13 protein-coding genes and 1 pseudogene are annotated in these 14,820 nt (G+C 73.8%); 4 read left to right on the forward strand and 10 right to left on the reverse strand.

Annotation, left to right across the window (positions count from 1 at the left end; translation table 11 throughout):
* Positions 1-66 precede the first annotated feature (66 nt).
* Both ACFV6I_RS03415 and ACFV6I_RS03420 read left to right on the forward strand, forming a co-directional pair.
* Positions 67-2,430, forward strand: a complete 2,364-nt coding sequence (locus ACFV6I_RS03415) for a xanthine dehydrogenase family protein molybdopterin-binding subunit (RefSeq protein ID WP_079136108.1) — start codon at positions 67-69, stop codon at positions 2,428-2,430.
* Positions 2,431-2,459: 29 nt separating this feature from the next.
* On the forward strand, positions 2,460-2,924 hold the full coding sequence (locus ACFV6I_RS03420; protein ID WP_063350491.1) for a (2Fe-2S)-binding protein: 465 nt from the start codon (positions 2,460-2,462) through the stop codon (positions 2,922-2,924).
* A gap of 53 nt (positions 2,925-2,977) precedes the next feature.
* On the opposite strand, the gene ACFV6I_RS03425 is transcribed toward ACFV6I_RS03420, so the two are convergent.
* On the reverse strand, positions 2,978-3,370 hold the full coding sequence (locus ACFV6I_RS03425; RefSeq protein ID WP_063350490.1) for a hypothetical protein: 393 nt from the start codon (positions 3,368-3,370) through the stop codon (positions 2,978-2,980).
* Between the two features lie 264 nt (positions 3,371-3,634).
* Between ACFV6I_RS03425 and ACFV6I_RS03430 the strand changes: the two genes are divergently transcribed.
* Together ACFV6I_RS03430 and ACFV6I_RS03435 are read left to right on the forward strand one after the other, a co-directional pair.
* Complete coding sequence (locus ACFV6I_RS03430; RefSeq protein ID WP_380423426.1) at positions 3,635-4,912, forward strand: helix-turn-helix domain-containing protein; 1,278 nt, start codon at positions 3,635-3,637, stop codon at positions 4,910-4,912.
* Between the two features lie 91 nt (positions 4,913-5,003).
* On the forward strand, positions 5,004-6,152 hold the full coding sequence (locus ACFV6I_RS03435; RefSeq protein ID WP_380423427.1) for an alpha/beta hydrolase family protein: 1,149 nt from the start codon (positions 5,004-5,006) through the stop codon (positions 6,150-6,152).
* A gap of 28 nt (positions 6,153-6,180) precedes the next feature.
* Here the strand turns inward: ACFV6I_RS03435 and ACFV6I_RS03440 are convergent, their stop codons facing one another.
* The 9 genes and pseudogenes from ACFV6I_RS03440 to ACFV6I_RS03480 all read right to left on the reverse strand — a co-directional run.
* The gene (locus ACFV6I_RS03440; RefSeq protein ID WP_380423428.1) at positions 6,181-7,227 is read right to left on the reverse strand and encodes a hypothetical protein; all 1,047 of its coding nucleotides are present in this window, start codon (positions 7,225-7,227) and stop codon (positions 6,181-6,183) included.
* Positions 7,224-8,162, reverse strand: coding sequence for an ABC transporter ATP-binding protein (locus ACFV6I_RS03445; RefSeq protein WP_380423429.1), 939 nt, complete (start codon positions 8,160-8,162; stop codon positions 7,224-7,226). The genes ACFV6I_RS03440 and ACFV6I_RS03445 overlap by 4 nt, the downstream gene beginning before the upstream one ends.
* A 31-nt stretch (positions 8,163-8,193) precedes the next feature.
* Entirely contained in the window at positions 8,194-8,601 is a 408-nt protein-coding gene (locus ACFV6I_RS03450; protein ID WP_063350485.1) for a GntR family transcriptional regulator, read from the reverse strand.
* A 96-nt stretch (positions 8,602-8,697) separates the two neighbouring features.
* Positions 8,698-10,080 carry a DUF2079 domain-containing protein gene (locus ACFV6I_RS03455; protein ID WP_380423430.1) on the reverse strand — a complete coding sequence of 461 codons (1,383 nt, stop codon included), beginning with the start codon at positions 10,078-10,080 and terminating at the stop codon, positions 8,698-8,700.
* A 179-nt stretch (positions 10,081-10,259) separates the two neighbouring features.
* Positions 10,260-10,862, reverse strand: a complete 603-nt coding sequence (locus tag ACFV6I_RS03460; protein ID WP_063350483.1) for a TIGR03086 family metal-binding protein — start codon at positions 10,860-10,862, stop codon at positions 10,260-10,262.
* 182 nt (positions 10,863-11,044) lie between these two features.
* The gene (locus tag ACFV6I_RS03465; protein WP_063350482.1) at positions 11,045-11,800 is read right to left on the reverse strand and encodes an SDR family oxidoreductase; all 756 of its coding nucleotides are present in this window, start codon (positions 11,798-11,800) and stop codon (positions 11,045-11,047) included.
* Positions 11,801-12,111: 311 nt separating this feature from the next.
* Complete coding sequence (locus ACFV6I_RS03470; RefSeq protein WP_380423431.1) at positions 12,112-12,882, reverse strand: transglycosylase family protein; 771 nt, start codon at positions 12,880-12,882, stop codon at positions 12,112-12,114.
* A 552-nt stretch (positions 12,883-13,434) separates the two neighbouring features.
* On the reverse strand, positions 13,435-14,103 hold the full coding sequence (locus ACFV6I_RS03475) for a response regulator transcription factor (RefSeq protein WP_063350480.1): 669 nt from the start codon (positions 14,101-14,103) through the stop codon (positions 13,435-13,437).
* A gap of 149 nt (positions 14,104-14,252) precedes the next feature.
* A pseudogene (locus ACFV6I_RS03480) lies at positions 14,253-14,820 on the reverse strand (sensor histidine kinase); the annotation flags it as partial.

The raw sequence follows: 14,820 nt of genomic DNA on the forward strand, positions 1-14,820 counted from the left end.
TCGGGCATCACCGACCCCGCCGAAGGGCCAAGTTTTGCCGTATTGACCGGTCAGTAACGCCCTCCTATGCTCAACGGCATTCGCGATCCGGCACCGGGCCCGGCGCCGCCGTGCCCGCCCGATCCGCCGCCGTCATCGGCTCGAAGGGCTCTTCCCATCAGCACCTCCATCGCCCGCTCGGACGACACCGGCCACCCGGGCACCGCACGGGACGACGCCGGCACCCGCCGCCGCCGGTTCCTCACCTACCTGCTGGCCGCCCCGACCCTCACCGTCGGCGCCCGGCTCGGCCTCGACGCCGCCGCGCCCGCCACCGCGCGGGCCGCCGTCCGCGCCGCCGCGGCCGCCCAGGACGCCGCCGCCCCCTCGCAGTTGATCGGCCTGCCCGGCATCCCGGACATCCTCGACCTCGGCGACGCGCTGATCGTCGCCGGACTGCCGACCTCGCACCTGCTCGTCCTGGAACTCACCGCCGCCGGGCGCGCCGTACTGCACCTGCCCCGGCTGGAGGTCGGCCAGGGCCTCACCACGGCCATCGCGATGCTCGTCGCCGAGGAACTCGACGCCCGGATCGGCGACGTGGACGTGCCGCTCTCCGACGGCCGCCCCGAACTGCTCTTCAACCAGCTGACCGGCGCCTCCAACTCGGTGCGCTCGCTGTACGACCCGGTGCGCGCCGCAGCCGCCGCCGCCCGCGCCCGGCTGGTGACCGCCGCAGCGCGGCGCTGGAACGTTCCGGCAGACACCCTGCGCACCGCCGACTCCGCCGTCCTCGCCCCCGACGGCCGCCGCGCCGGCTACGGCGACCTCGCCGCCGAGGCCGCCGCCGTCGCCCTCCCCGCCGTGTCCAGCTCCCCCAAGAGCGCCGACCAGTTGCGCCTGGTCGGCCGGCCCACCGGCCGGATCGACGCCCGCGACATCGTCACCGGCCGCGCCAAGTACGCCGGGGACCTCGCGATCCCGGGCGCCGTCCCCACCGTGGTCGCCCGCCCGACCACCATCAACGGCACGCTCAGGACCCTGGACGCCTCCGCCGCCCGCGCCATGCCCGGCGTGCTCGGCGTGGTCCGGATCCCCAGCGGCGTCGCCGTCCTCGCCGAGACCTTCGACCAGGCGCTCAAGGCCCGCGACGCGCTGCGCACCTCCTGGAACCCGGGCCCGGTCGCCAACCTGTCCACCTCCGACATCCGCGGCCAACTGCGCGCCGCCCACGCGCCGTTCCTCATCCCCCCGCTGCTCACCCAGTACGTGGACGGCGAATTCGACTTCGCCTTCGTCAACCACGCGCCGATGGAGGTGCTGACCGCCGTCGCCGACGTGCGGCCGAACCGGGCCGAGCTGTGGTTCGCCGCGCAGGCGCCGATCGTCGCCCAGCAGGCCATCGCCGCCGAACTCGGTCTCCCGCAGAACGCCGTGACCGTCCACGTGGTGCGCGGCGGCGGCTCGTTCGGCCGGCGCCTGTTCTTCGACGCCGCCCTGGAGGCCGCCCAGATCTCCAAGGCCGCGGGCCGACCGGTCAAACTCATGTGGACGCGCAACGACGACATGCGCCACGGCCGGATGCGCCCGGCCAGCCACCACCGGATCCGAGCCACCTACGCGCTCGGCCAGGTGCTCAGCTACGAGCACCGCGCCGCCACCGTCAAGACCGACTTCCGGCACGGCCTCGGCGAGATGCTCACCGCCGCCGGCTTCAACCTCTCGCTCGCCGGGCTCAGCCTCGCCCAGGTCTTCTTCCTGCTCAGCGAGAAGAACCCGTACAACGTCGGCATCCCCACCCAACTGCTCGCCGAAGTGCCGCTGGACATGCACACCGGCAGCTGGCGGTCGGTCTACTCCGGCACCGTCCGGGTCGCCGACGAGATCATGATGGACGAACTCGCCCGCCGGATGGGCCAGGACGCCGTCGCGTTCCGCCGCGCCCGACTGCGCAGCGCCGCCGGCCGGGCCGTCCTCGACACCGTCGCCAAGGCCGGCGACTGGGGCCGCCCGATGCCCCCCGGCCACGCCCAGGGCATCGGCTACCACGACGAGAACAGCGGGTGCGCCGCCTACCTCGTCGAGCTGGACGCCACCGACCCGGCCGACCCCAGGGTCACCAAGGCCGTGATCGCCGCCGACGTCGGCCGGGTCATCAACCCCCGGGGCCTGGAGGCCCAACTGACCGGCGCCCTGATCGACGGCATCTCGGTCATCCTGCAAGCCGGCAACCACATCGACAACGGGGCCGTGCGCGAGGGCAGTTACGCCGACTTCCGGTACGCCCGGCAGCGGCACACCCCGCCGGCCGTCGAGATCCACCTCATGCCGCCGAGCGGAGCCCCCGGCGGCGCCGGCGAGTTGGGCGTCCCGGCGGCCTCCGCCGCGGTCGCCAACGCCTACGCGCGCGCGACCGGCACCAGCCCGCGCTCCTTCCCGATCAACTTCTGACTCCCCCAGCCAAGGAACCCCACCACCCCATGCCCACCCACACCTTCGTCCTCAACGGGCACCCCGTCACCGTCGAGGCCCCGGACGACATGCCGCTGCTCTGGGTGCTGCGCGACAAGCTCGGCGTCACCGGCCCCAAGTACGGCTGCGGGGTGGGCGTCTGCCGCGCCTGCACCAGCCACCTGGACGGCGAGGAGTTCCAGCCCTGCACCCGCTCCGTCAAGGACTGCGAGGGCCACCGCGTCACCACCATCGAGGGCCTGGCCGACGGCGACACCCTGCACCCCGTCCAGGAGGCCTGGCTCGGCTGCGACGTCGCCCAGTGCGGCTTCTGCCAGCCCGGCCAGATCATGACCGCCGTCGCCCTGCTGCGCCGCACCCCGAACCCGACCGACGCGGACATCGACCAGATCCAGAACATCTGCCGCTGCGGCAGCTACCCTCGCATCCGCGAGGCCATCAAGCAGGCGGCGGCCCGGCAGTCCTCCGGCTGACGGCACGCCACCCCGCCCGGGGCCCGGGCGGGGTGGACGGGGTCAGCGGGTCGTCAGCACTCCCGCAGGCCGTTGTGGAAGTACCAGTTGCCGTCGGCGTACGCACCGTAGACGTAGGACGTCGGGATGAAGGTGCCGTTCGTGCCGGCCACCTGGTACCAGACGTTGCCCTGGCTGTTGATGTCCTCGCCCCGGGTCCAGCACTGGATGTAGATCTCGTCCGACGACCACGAGTACGACCCCAGGTCGCCGGCGGTCTTGGACGCCCAGGAGTACGGCTGCGAGTAGACGCCCACGCCGTGGCCGCTCGCGTGGTAGCGGAGCGCGTACCAGCCGTCGGCGAACGCGCTGCCCGCCGAGACGCCCACCGCGCCGGCGGCCACCGCCACCACGGCCGCCGCGGTCGCACCACGGCGGCCGATCTTCTTGAGGATGCCCTTGGTCATCTCAATTCCCCTTTTCGGTCGGACCGTTGCGCCGCCCCGATGGCCGCGGCGACTGGGACAGCTGACCCGACATCCCACCGTGTTCGGTACCGCCTGACGGAAACTGACAACAGCTGACACCGGCCGCCGCCCGCGCCGAACACCCCGTCCACCCAACCGGAGTCCGTCGATCACGTAACGCCGCGGTCACGCGTCACTATGATCCGTACGCGACAAGCAACACCGGTCGCCGCTGGATCTGACATCTGACAACAGGGGGACGCCATGGCGGAGCAGGAGTCGCAACCCGCGGAGAGAGACCCGGCGCCGAGCGCGGCGGAGGCCCTCGCCGCCGAGCTGCGCCGGTTGCGCCTGGAGGCGGGCCAGCCCTCGTTCCGCACGATGGCGAAGACCGCCGGCTCCATCTCCCACACCACGCTCTACGAGGCGGCCTCCGGCTCGCGCCTCCCGTCCTGGACCACGACCAGGGCCTACGTCCGGGCCTGCGGCGGCGACGAGGCCGAGTGGCACCGCCGGTGGACCGCCGCCGCCGACGAGGGGTCGGCCCCACCAGCCCTACCGGCCCCGCCTGCCCCACCGGCCCCACCGGTCGAGCCCTCGGGGCCGCCGGTCGCCGCGAACACCACGGCCGACACCACGGCCGACACCAGGGCCGACAGCACAGCTGCCTCCGCCGCCGCCGAGCCCCCGGCCGGACCGGGCCGGGGCCGCCGCCCGATCTGGACCCACGCGTTCTGCCTGCTCCTCGGCGTGGCGCTCGGCGTCGGCAGCACGCTCGCCGTGGTCGGCTTCCGCACGCCGGACGCCCCACCCCCGTCCGCGCACGGCTGCCCGTCCGGGGACACCGAGTCCGCACCCGCCGAGGCGGCCGCCCGCCCCGCGCCGGGCCCGCGGCCGGCGGCGGCGCGCACGGCCGCCGACGACAGCACACCGTCCTGGGCCTCCCGGGTCGCCTTCGACCAGCAGGCCGTCTCCAGTACCGAGGTCGTCCTTCCGGTGCTCTCCCCCGTCACCCCGGGTGACGCCCTGGTGGTCACGATGATGCTGACCAGCACCTGTCCCGGGGCGGTCACGGTCACCGACAGCCGGGGCGACCGCTTCCGGATCGTCGGGGACGTCACCGACTCGCTCCGGCACCGGGTGCTGCTCCTCGCGGCCTTCGGGGCGGCCGCGCTGACCGCGGAGGACTCGATCCGCGTCGCCCACCCGCGGGCGAGCAAGTACCACGTCGCCGTCGACGAGTTCCGCGGCGTCTCCGCCGTCCGGGCCGTCGGCCGCGCCTCCGGTGACGCCGGCGGGACGACCTTCTCCACCGCGGCCAACGCCGCCGCCTGCGCGCCGGGCGACCTCCTGGTGGGCACGGTCGGCAGCAACAGCGGCAGCGCCCCCGAATTCGGCACCAGCTGGACCAGCCTGCCCGCTCTGCGGCTCTCCTCCTACCGCCTCACGACCGCCCACCGGATCGCGACGGATCCGGACCACTGCGCCGCCACCGGACAGACCACCTCGCAGTGGGGCGCCGTCCTCGCCGTCCTGCGCTGAGCGTCCACGCCGCTCCACCACCCCTGGCCCGACCGGTCCAGACCATTTAGGCTGACCGCACCTCAACCACCCCACTGCCGAGGGATACTGGATGATCAGGCGCCGTTCACTGCTGGCACTCGCGGGCCTGGGCGGCGCCGCAGCCCTGCTGCCCGCCGGGCCCGCCCAGGCCTCTCAGACCGCCCGGCCGCGCACCATCGACCTGCCCGCCCCCACCACCGGCCGCCCGGTCGGCACGACCACCCTGCACCTGGTCGACCACGACCGCCCGGACCCGTTCGTGCCCGCCGCCGGCCCGCGCGAGCTGATGGTGCAGCTCTGGTACCCGGCCCGCGCCACCGCCGGCCGCCCCCGCGCGCCGTACACCACGCCCCGGGTCGCCGCCGCCGTCGATCAGCGGCTGCCGCTGGATCCGGGCACCATCGCGGCCGTCCGCCCCACCGCCCGCACCGACGCACCCGCGCTCCCCGGCCCGTTCCCCCTGCTGCTGCTCGGCCACGGCCGCACCGGATTGCGCAGCAACTGCACGGCGCTGGCCGAGGAGTTGGCCGCCCACGGCTACCTCGTCGCGTCGGTCGACCACACCTACGACGCCCTCGCCGTCGAGTTCCCGGACGGCCGGGTGGTGCGCACCGTGCTGGAGGACGAGCCGGCCGACTGGGAGGCCGCCGAGCGCCGCGAGATCGCCGCCCGGGTCGCCGACCTCCGCTTCGTCACCACCGAACTGACCGAGCGCCAGGACCGTTTCCGCGTCGACGGGGGCCGGATCGGCGTGCTCGGCCACTCGATGGGCGGCTCGGCGGCCGCCGAGGCGATGCGCCAGGACGAGCGGTTCCGGATCGGCCTCAACCTGGACGGCGGCCTGTTCGGCTCGCCCGTTCCGGACCTCGGCCTGGACCGGCCCTTCCTCCTGCTCACCTCGCTCGCCGACCACGAGACCTGGCAGCGCTGGCGCAGCCACCAGCACGCCTGGGGGCGGCAGTTGCACACCCTCGGCGCCGGCCACCTCAGCTTCACCGACCTGCCGCACGCCGCCCTCCCCGGCAATCTGCCGGGCCACCTCCCCGCCGACACCTACGCCGCGCTGCTCGGCACCATCGCCCCGGCCCGGGCGACCGCGCTCACCCGCGCCTACACCCGGGCGTTCGCCGACCACTTCCTCCGCGGCCGCCCCACGCCCCTCCTCGACGGCCCGTCACCGAGCTTCCCGGAGGTCGAACTCCGCTGGAGCCGCGACTGACGCCCGAGCGGGGCCACGTCCTCGGGCGTCAGGCCCGCCGGGTCGCCCGCAGCGAGTTGCCGTCCCGCCGCACCCGGAGGAAGAGCACCGCCAGCGCCACGACGGTGAGCGCCACCAGGATCCCGGTCTCGACGAGCTGGATCGGCACGAAGTGCCCGACGGGGTGGTACTCGATCCAGTTGCTCGTGGCGCCTTCGCAGCCCCTCGTCCGGTCGCCGTCCCAGCAGAACTGGTCCGAGGCCCACCGACCGTCCTGGAGCACGACCCCGCGGTCGACCAGCCACGCGTTGGTGGGCTGCCCGAAGTAGACGCCGCGCGGGACCATCTCCTTGACCGACGGGTAGAAGGAGGCGCGGCCCCACCGGAGCAGGCCGTGGACGACCGCCAGCAGCACGCCGGTGACCAGGACCGAGGCCACCGTGCGCCGCAGCAGCTGCCCGACCAGCAGGCCCAGTGCCAGCGCGAACAGCGACCAGGCGACCGGCACCACCCCGAGGACGGGGTAGGTGAGGCCCTGGAACGGCGGATCGAAGGCGAACGGGCTGTGCGCGATGTCCGCGTTCCACACCCACGTCGCCAGGACGGCGAGCACCCCGCCGGCGGCCAGCACCGCCAGCCCGGGCAGGGCGATCCGCGCGGTGAGCCAGCGCAGCGGGCTGACGGACTGGGTCCAGGCGAGGCGAACGGTTCCGCGCTCGTACTCCTGGGCGAGCATCGGGGCGCCGAGGAACATGCCGATCAGCAGGGGGACGGCGACCAGGGCCGGCTGGAGCCACGTGGTGTACAGGTAGGCGCGGCGGATGATGGGCGAGACCATGCCCTGGCAGCCGGCGTCGGACCAGCTGGCCCCGTCGGAGCACCCGGCCCGGCGCAGATCCGCCATCAGCGGCTGGACGGAGAAGTGCAGCCAGAGCAGGGTGGCCGACGCGGTGACGACCAGGGCGGCGATCGCCCACAGCGCGGTGCGGCTCTGGCGCCAGCTCAGCCAGAGCAGGCCGCCCGGGCGGGGCGCGGTCCGCGGCTCACGCGGTGGCGCCTCGGTGGTGGCGCGGTCGGCCAGGACGTTGGTACTCATGCGGCGATCCCGTTCTCGGTCGTCTGGGCCTGCGGGCCCGGTCCGGTGGCGGCCCGGGCGGTGCCGGCCGGGGTCCGGAGGTAGCCGAGCAGCAGCTCCTCCAGGCTCGGCCGGCCACTCTCCCACGGGCCGTCCACCGGGTCGCCGGTGCGGACCAGCGCGTCGATCCGGCGGCCGGTGGAGCGCTGCTCGACCAGGACGTCCTCGGGGAGCGTGCTGCCGGCCGGGCCGGTGAGCAGTTGGTGTCCGTCCAGCAGGTCCTCCACGTCGCCGCAGAGCCGGATCCGCCCGGACTGCACCAGCAGCAGGTAGTCGATGACGCCGTCCAGCTCGGGGATGATGTGCGAGGAGACCACGATGGTGGTGCCGCGCTCGGCGGCCTCGGCCATCAGGGTGCCCATCAGCTGGTGCCGGGCGAGCGGGTCGAGGTCGGACATCGGCTCGTCGAGCAGCAGCAGGTCGGGGCGCTTGCCGAGGGCGAGCGCCAGGGCGACCCGGGTGCGCTGGCCGCCGGAGAGCGAGCCGATCTTCGCCCTCATCCTCAACTCACCCTGGTCGATCACCTGTTGGGCGAGGTCCTGGTCCCAGGACGGGTTCAGTTCCCGGCCGAGCCGCAGGGTCTCGGCCACCGTGAAGCCGGGATAGAGCGGCTTGTCCTGGGCCACGTACGCGACCCGGGCGCGCAGGTCCTCGGTGGTGGCGGGCTCACCGAACACCCGCAGCTCACCCTCGGTGGGGGTGAGCAGCCGGGCGGCGATGCCCAGCAGGGTGCTCTTGCCCGCACCGTTGGGGCCGGCCACCCCGCAGATCCGCCCGGCCGGAACGGCGAACGTGCAGTCGCGCAGCGCCCAATCGCCCCGGTAGCGCTTGCCCAGGCCCTCGGCCGCGAGCGCCGCCGGGGCCCCCGGCGCCGCCGATGTCGGCGGTGTGTTCATCGGGTCGTTCACCCGGTCCCCCCACTGTCCTCTAACTCGGTGTTTCCGGGGAGACCCCGGTGTCGAATCGCTGCTCCAGGACGGAGGCCATCAGCGCGGCGATGTCCTCACGCTCCAGTCCGACCTCGCGGGCCCGGTCCACCCAGCCGACCAGGTCCGCGCGCAGCGGCCCGTCGGCGGCGGCCTCCGGCCGGGCGAGCGAGCGCCGGACGAAGGTGCCGAGCCCCGGCCGGGGCTCGACCAGGCCCTCGCGTTCCAGTTCGCGGTAGGCCTTCAGCACGGTGTTGGGGTTGATCGCGGTCAGCTCGACGACCTCCCGCGCGGTCGGCAGCTTGTCCCCGGGCTGGAGCAGCCCGAGCCGCAGGGCCTGCTTGGTCTGCTGAACGATCTGCTGGTAGGTGGAGACGCCGCTGCGCCGCTCGATGCGGTACTCGATCACACGCGATTCGACCTTTCACTAGTCCAATAGTGGAATGGTGACCCACTGCGGCGCCCGGGTCAAGCCAGGCCGGGGGGCGCCGGGCGATACGGACGATCAGGGCCGCTGCAGCAACAGGAGGGAGTCCTGGTCGGCGACCCGCCGGTAGCCGTGCTGCTCGTACTCGACCAGCATCCGGGCGGTGTCGGCGGTCGCGCACGGGGCCTGCACGCTCGGGTCCGTCCGGTCCACGACCACCCACTCGGGCCCCGGCCCGGTCGGCGCCTGGCAGACCAGGGTGACGGTGGCCCGGCCGGTCAGCTGCGCGGCGAGGCGGTTGGAGGCGGCGACGGTCGCGCCGTCGGGTATCGAGCCGAGCAGCGCCCGGGTGTACGCGAGCCGGGGCGAGGTGCGCCACGCCTCGGGCATCACCACCTCGTGCAGCGGATAGACCGGCACCGTCACGGCCGCCACCAGGGCGCTGACGGCGAGCGCGCGCCGCGCCCGGCGCGGGTCGGTGCGGGTGAGGGCGTCCACCAGGGCGGCGAGCACCAGCGGCATCAGCACCGCGCTGTAGTGGTAACTGACGCCCCAGTAGTGCGGGTTGGCCGAGAGCAGCCGCCAGCCCAGGGTGGGCACGCAGAGCAGGACCAGCGGCGAGCGCAGCCCGAGGAAGCCCGCGGTCGCGGCGAGCAGGAAGAGCAGCAGCCACTTGATCGGGGGCCAGCCGATCCGGGCCGCCAGCGACCAGGGCGAGGGCTGCCCGCCGCCGTCCAGCTGCTGCCAGTAGTCGAACCCGCCGTGCGGGTTGAACGAGGGCAGCACCACCGTCACGGTGAGCACGGTGGCCGCGACCCCGACGCCCGCGAGCACGAGCCCCGGCAGCGGGCCGCGCCGGCCCCGGCGGGCCTGCCAGGCGATCAGCAGACCGAAGGCGGCCACGGTCAGGCCGAGGTCCTCCTTGACCAGCAGCAGCGGCAGCGACCACAGCGCCGCGGCCAGGTGGCGGCGCCGGCCGAGCGCGGTGGCCGCGAAGGCCAACAGCGGTACGGCAAAGGCGATTTCGTGGAAGTCGTCACTGACGGCCCGGACGATCCCCCAGGACGCCCCGGTCACGCATCCGATCACCAGCGCGACCCGCGGCCCGCCCGCCTCGTACGCCCACCGGGTGAGCGGCACGACCGCCAGCGCCATCAGCAGCGCCTGGGCGACCAGCAGGGTGACGGCCTCCGGGAACAACCGGTAGACCGGGGCGAGCACGGCTATCAGCGGGTGGAAGTGGTCCCCGAGCAGGTGGTAACCGGGCCCCTTGAGCGGCACGATCGGCGCCTGCCCGTGCGCGTACGCGCGGATGGCCTGCTCGAAGATGCCCAGGTCGTAGGCCTTGCTCAGGCCGCGCCGGTAGCGGTTGACGGCGACGCAGGTGTAGAGCGCGGCGAACCCCGCGGCCAGGCCCCAGGCCAGGACGGCGGGTCGACGCGGCGGGTGGAACAGGCGCATCGGCAAAGTACCCTTTCACTATTCGATTAGTGGAAGGGTGGTGGAAGGGCACACCGTCGTCAACCCCGGTCCGGCCGCGCCGACCGGGCCTCTGACCTGCCCGGATGCGGTCCGCTAGGCGGGTGAGGTGGAGCCTGTGGAGCCCGTGCAGCCTGTGGAGCCCGCCGGCTCAGTGGAACTCAGGGCCGCACGGCCTCCGGGTCACGGCCGAAGAAGCCGGCGAGCCGGTCGTACGGCGGGGCGTCCTCCGGCACGGCGACCTCGGGGCCGAAGGCGTGCTGATCCTCCTCGGCGCCGCGGTACCCGGGCGTGAGGGCGCCGCGGGCCCAGGCCAGGGCGGCGAGGGCCACCTCATGGTCCAGCCCCTCGGTGGACTGGTCGGTGGCATGGGCCAAGTCCCAGTCGTGGACGGCGAATTCGGCGATCTGCTGGTCCACCGGGAAGCGGGCCGGCAGAGCACCCACGCCGGGGACCTCCAGCGTGCCGGTGAGGTCGCCCGCCGCCCGCCAGGCGTCGACCAGCTCCTCGGCGCCGGCCTCGAAGGCGTGCAGCCAGTCCTCCTCCACCCGCTCGAAGGGCTGCGACCAGTCCGGCTGCCCGCCCCCGGCCCGGACGGTGAACTGCCGCAGGTCGAACAGCAGATGGCTGACCAGGTCGCCGACGTCCCAGGAGCGGCAGGCCGTCGGGTGCCCGGCCAGCTCGACGCCGACGCCGTCGATCAGCCCGGCGGTCTGCGCGAGGGCCCGGGCGAGCAGGTCGATCGGGTCTTCCGCTGCGGTCATGGCACACCTCTCGGTCGGGAGCGCGTCGCCGGCGTGGCCGGGTCCGGTCGGGGGCACCGCTCGGACCGGGCGATCGTAAACGCGTCCGTCGACGACCGCCCGCCACGACACCGGCCCGGTGGTCGCACCACCGGGCCGGTCTCCGCACAACGACGTGCTGCGAGCCGTCAGGCTCCGAACCGTCAGGCCGCGAACCCGCCGTCCACCGCGAGCTCCGCGCCCGTGACGTACCGCCCCTCCTCGCCCGCCAGGTAGGCGACGGCGGCGGCGATGTCCGCGCCCGCGCCGAAGCGGCCGAGTGCGGTCAGGCTGCTCTGGAACTCGGCGGCCTCACCGTCCGCCGGGTTCATGTCGGTGTCGATCGGGCCGGGGTGGACCACGTTGGCGGTGATCCCGCGCGGGCCGAGCTCCCTGGCCAGCGCCTTGGTCAGGCCGATCATCGCCGCCTTGCTGAGCGAGTAGATGGTGGCGCCGGGGAAGGCGACCCGCTTGGCGATACAGCTGCCGATGGTGACGATCCGCCCGCCGTCGGCCAGGTGCGCGGAGGCGGCCTGGGCGAACAGGAACGGCGCCCGGACGTTCACCTCCAGGACCCGGTCCACGTCGTCGAGCGCCAGGTCACCGATCGGGCCGAGGACACCGACGCCCGCGTTGTTCACCAGGATGTCCAGCCGCCCGAACCGCTCCGCGACCGCCGCGACCACGGCCTGCACCGCCTGCGGGTCGGCGCTGTCCGCGCGGACCGCCCAGCCGCGGCGCCCCATCGCGGTGATCTTCGCCGCGACCTCCTCGGCCCGCTCGGCCCCGCCCTGGTAGGTCAGGGCGACGTCGGCACCGTCCTCGGCCAGCCGCAGCGCGACCGCCGCCCCGATCCCCCGGCTGCCGCCGGTCACCAGGGCCACCTTGCCGTCGAGCTTCGCCGCACCGTTCATCGTCATATCTCCAGAACTCCTCATTCGGATGTGATCCGACTCGTTCCGATCAGAACCCCCGGTTCCGATCTCGGACATGACTCGATCCTGGGCCTCGGCGCCGGAAACCTCCGGCGGTATTCAGACGTCGCGTTCAACCTTCAACTATCTCCCGAAGCGCCTGCGTGCACGCCCTCACGCCCGCTCGCACGCTCCCTCCCTCGCACCCGATCCCGGAAACGCGCCCGATCCCGGAAATACGCCCGCCCCGGAAACGCGCCGGACCGAGCGGCCGGGCCCGGGGTGGGGCGGCCGCTCGGCGCGGGTGCGAGGAGGTGTCAGACGGTCAGGGTCTGGCCCGGGAAGATGAGATCCGGGTCGCCGCCGATGGTGCGGGCGTTCTTGTCGTACAGGTTGCCGGTGTCGGTGCCGAACTTGGCCGCGATCCCGCTCAGCGTGTCACCGCTCCTGACGGTGTAGCCGCCACCGGAGGTGTTCTTCTCCGAGGACGGCGCCGACTGCGCCGGCTTGGCCGACTGCTGCGGCTTCGACGTCTCCTGCTGCTTCGGCGCCGGCTTGCTCTTCGGCGCCTGCTGGGCCTGCGGCGCCTGGGTCTTGGGCGTCTGAGCCTTGGGCGTCTGGGCCTTGGGCGCCGGCTTGGCGGCCGGCTTCGAGGGTGCGGTGTCGGTGGTGTCGACGGCGGCCGGGGCGCCGCCCTTGCTCAGGCCCGCCTTGGCCGAGCAGACCGGCCACGCGCCGGGCCCCTGCGAGGCGAGGACCTTCTCGGCGACCGTGATCTGCTGCGCCTTGCTCGCCTGGTGGGCCTGGGGGGCGTAGGCGGTGCCGCCGTACGCCCTCCAGGTGCTGGGGGTGAACTGCAGTCCGCCGGAGAAGCCGTTTCCGTTGCTGATGCTCCAGTTGCCGCCGCTCTCGCACTGGGCGACGGAGTCCCAGCTGGAGGTGGGCGCGGCGGAGGCCGAGGTGGCCGTGACGAGGCCGGCCACCGGCAGGGCCGCGACAGCGGCGCCCGCGACGACCGCCATCCGCACGCGGTTGCGCTTGGTGGCGGTGGTGTCGGTGGCAGCGGCGGTCTCGTGACGGGGAGTCATATAAGTCCTCTCGGCAAGCCCCGGGCGGGCAGGCGGAACCAGACCCATGACGGGCCGATAGTCACGCTCACCTCGCTCGACGGGCGGCCGGACACGCCTGGGACGTGCCGTGCCGCCCCGGCCACCTCCACTCGCCGACGACCTGTTCGAGCTGGTCGCGTCGGCGGGCACGGCCCTCGCGCCGGGGGTCAGGTCGGCGGGCCGTGCGTCGGGGTGAACCCGGGTGGTGCTCGTTGCACCGCCAATGAAGCTACGGGCCACCTCGGGGTGCAGCAAGCAATTCTTGGTCTCCGCAGGTCAGTTGACTGTTACCGGCGGTATTGATCAAGGTGCCGTGCCCAGTTCGACCAGGTTTGACCGCATTCTCAAGATCAACTGATCAACTTTCACGCCCCCCTTCACCTCTGTCCACCTGTGAGCCCGAGCACACCATCCACCCACCGCGACCACGAGTTGACGCACCGTCACCAGTGAAGCCGGAGTTCCCCGTTCCGACGGGCCATCAGGTGGCATCCGCCACACCCGACACGCTCCGCGACCGGTCGGACGCGCTCAGTCCCGGGCGCCGAGCTCCGCGTCCCGCGCCAACAGCGCCGCCTGCACCCGGTTCTCACAGCCCAACTTGGCCAGGATCCGGCTGACGTACGTCTTCACCGTCGCCTCGCTCATGTGGATCCGCGCCCCCGCGTCCGCGTTGGACAGACCCTCGCCGAGCAGGGCCAGCACCTCCAGCTCGCGCGGCGTCAGCACCTCCAGCCGGCGCCGGGCCTCCGCGCTGCGGGCGGCCGCCGAACCGCTGCGCCCGGAGGCCAGCGAGTCGACGATGTGCCGGGTGGCGGCCGGGGACAGGAAGGCGTACCCGCCGGCCGCCGCGCGCACCGCCTGGATCAGCTCGTGCGGCGCCGTGTCCTTGAGCAGGAATCCGGCGCCGCCCTCGGTCACGGCGCGCAGGACGTTCTCGCGCTCCCCGAAGGTGGTGAGGATCAGCGCCCGCGCGCCGGGCGCGACCCTCGGCAGCTCCCCGAGCGCCGTCAGCCCGTCCATCACCGGCATCTGGATGTCCAGCAGCACCACGTCCACCCGGTGCGCCCGGGCCAGCTCCAGCGCCTCCCGCCCGTCGGCGGCCTCGGCGACCACCTCGATATCGGCGGCAGAGCCCAGGATCATCCTGATCCCGGCGCGGATGAGCGGCTCGTCGTCGGCGACGAGGACTCGGATCACGGCTGGTCATTCCCCTCGAACGGTGCTGCGGCAGGAACACCATCCTCACATCCGGCCGAACGCCGCGTCCCACCCGGTCAGGACGGTCGGAGCAGTCAGCCCGGTCAGGGCAGTCAGAGCGGTCAGCGCGGTCAGAGCGGTCACGGCGGTCAGGACTTCGTGAGGTAGTGCTCCTTCTCCACCAGCAGCCCGTCCTTGAAGCAGAACCGCATCACGTTGTCCTGGCCCCAGGCGTCGCTGAGGTCACCGGACAGGTACCAGCGGCAGTGCGCGCCCTCCGGGGGCTTGGGCCCGCTGCCCTGGTAGTCATCGGTGAAGAAGGTGTTCCCCGGCGGCAGCCGGTGCAGCACGTCGGCCTCCGGCGTGCCGACCTCCAGCCCGTCGTACACCGACTTCGGCACCGTCGCGTCGCCGGTGCCCTGGACGAAGGCCACCACGCCCCAGATCAGCAGCCCCAGCACGGTCAGGCCGACCGCCCCCACCCCGACCGCGCAGCCGATCGCCGGACTGCGCCGCCCGTCCTCCGCCCCGACGACCGGCGGCAGGCCGTCCAGCACCCAGTCGTCGACCCCGGCAATCGCCGCGGCCCCGTCGCCCGCGCCCTCCGCCCCCTCGTACGGCAGCACGCCGGCCAGCCGGAACCCCTGATCCGGCGTCGGCCCGGCGTGCACCATGCCGCCGACCAGCCGGGCCCGCTCGCGCAGCCGGGCCTGGTGC

Origin of the sequence: Kitasatospora sp. NPDC059803, assembly GCF_042732255.1 — a bacterium.
Lineage (GTDB): Bacteria > Actinomycetota > Actinomycetes > Streptomycetales > Streptomycetaceae > Kitasatospora.

Excerpts from the sequence above, each read along its gene's own strand:
- ACFV6I_RS03415 (WP_079136108.1), top strand. The coding sequence starts at position 67 with ATGCTCAACGGCATTCGCGATCCGGCACCGGGCCCGGCGCCGCCGTGC.
- ACFV6I_RS03420 (WP_063350491.1), top strand. The coding sequence starts at position 2,460 with ATGCCCACCCACACCTTCGTCCTCAACGGGCACCCCGTCACCGTCGAG.
- ACFV6I_RS03425 (WP_063350490.1), bottom strand. The coding sequence starts at position 3,370 with ATGACCAAGGGCATCCTCAAGAAGATCGGCCGCCGTGGTGCGACCGCG.
- ACFV6I_RS03430 (WP_380423426.1), top strand. The coding sequence starts at position 3,635 with ATGGCGGAGCAGGAGTCGCAACCCGCGGAGAGAGACCCGGCGCCGAGC.
- ACFV6I_RS03435 (WP_380423427.1), top strand. The coding sequence starts at position 5,004 with ATGATCAGGCGCCGTTCACTGCTGGCACTCGCGGGCCTGGGCGGCGCC.
- ACFV6I_RS03440 (WP_380423428.1), bottom strand. The coding sequence starts at position 7,227 with ATGAGTACCAACGTCCTGGCCGACCGCGCCACCACCGAGGCGCCACCG.
- ACFV6I_RS03445 (WP_380423429.1), bottom strand. The coding sequence starts at position 8,162 with ATGAACACACCGCCGACATCGGCGGCGCCGGGGGCCCCGGCGGCGCTC.
- ACFV6I_RS03455 (WP_380423430.1), bottom strand. The coding sequence starts at position 10,080 with ATGCGCCTGTTCCACCCGCCGCGTCGACCCGCCGTCCTGGCCTGGGGC.
- ACFV6I_RS03460 (WP_063350483.1), bottom strand. The coding sequence starts at position 10,862 with ATGACCGCAGCGGAAGACCCGATCGACCTGCTCGCCCGGGCCCTCGCG.
- ACFV6I_RS03465 (WP_063350482.1), bottom strand. The coding sequence starts at position 11,800 with ATGACGATGAACGGTGCGGCGAAGCTCGACGGCAAGGTGGCCCTGGTG.
- ACFV6I_RS03470 (WP_380423431.1), bottom strand. The coding sequence starts at position 12,882 with ATGACTCCCCGTCACGAGACCGCCGCTGCCACCGACACCACCGCCACC.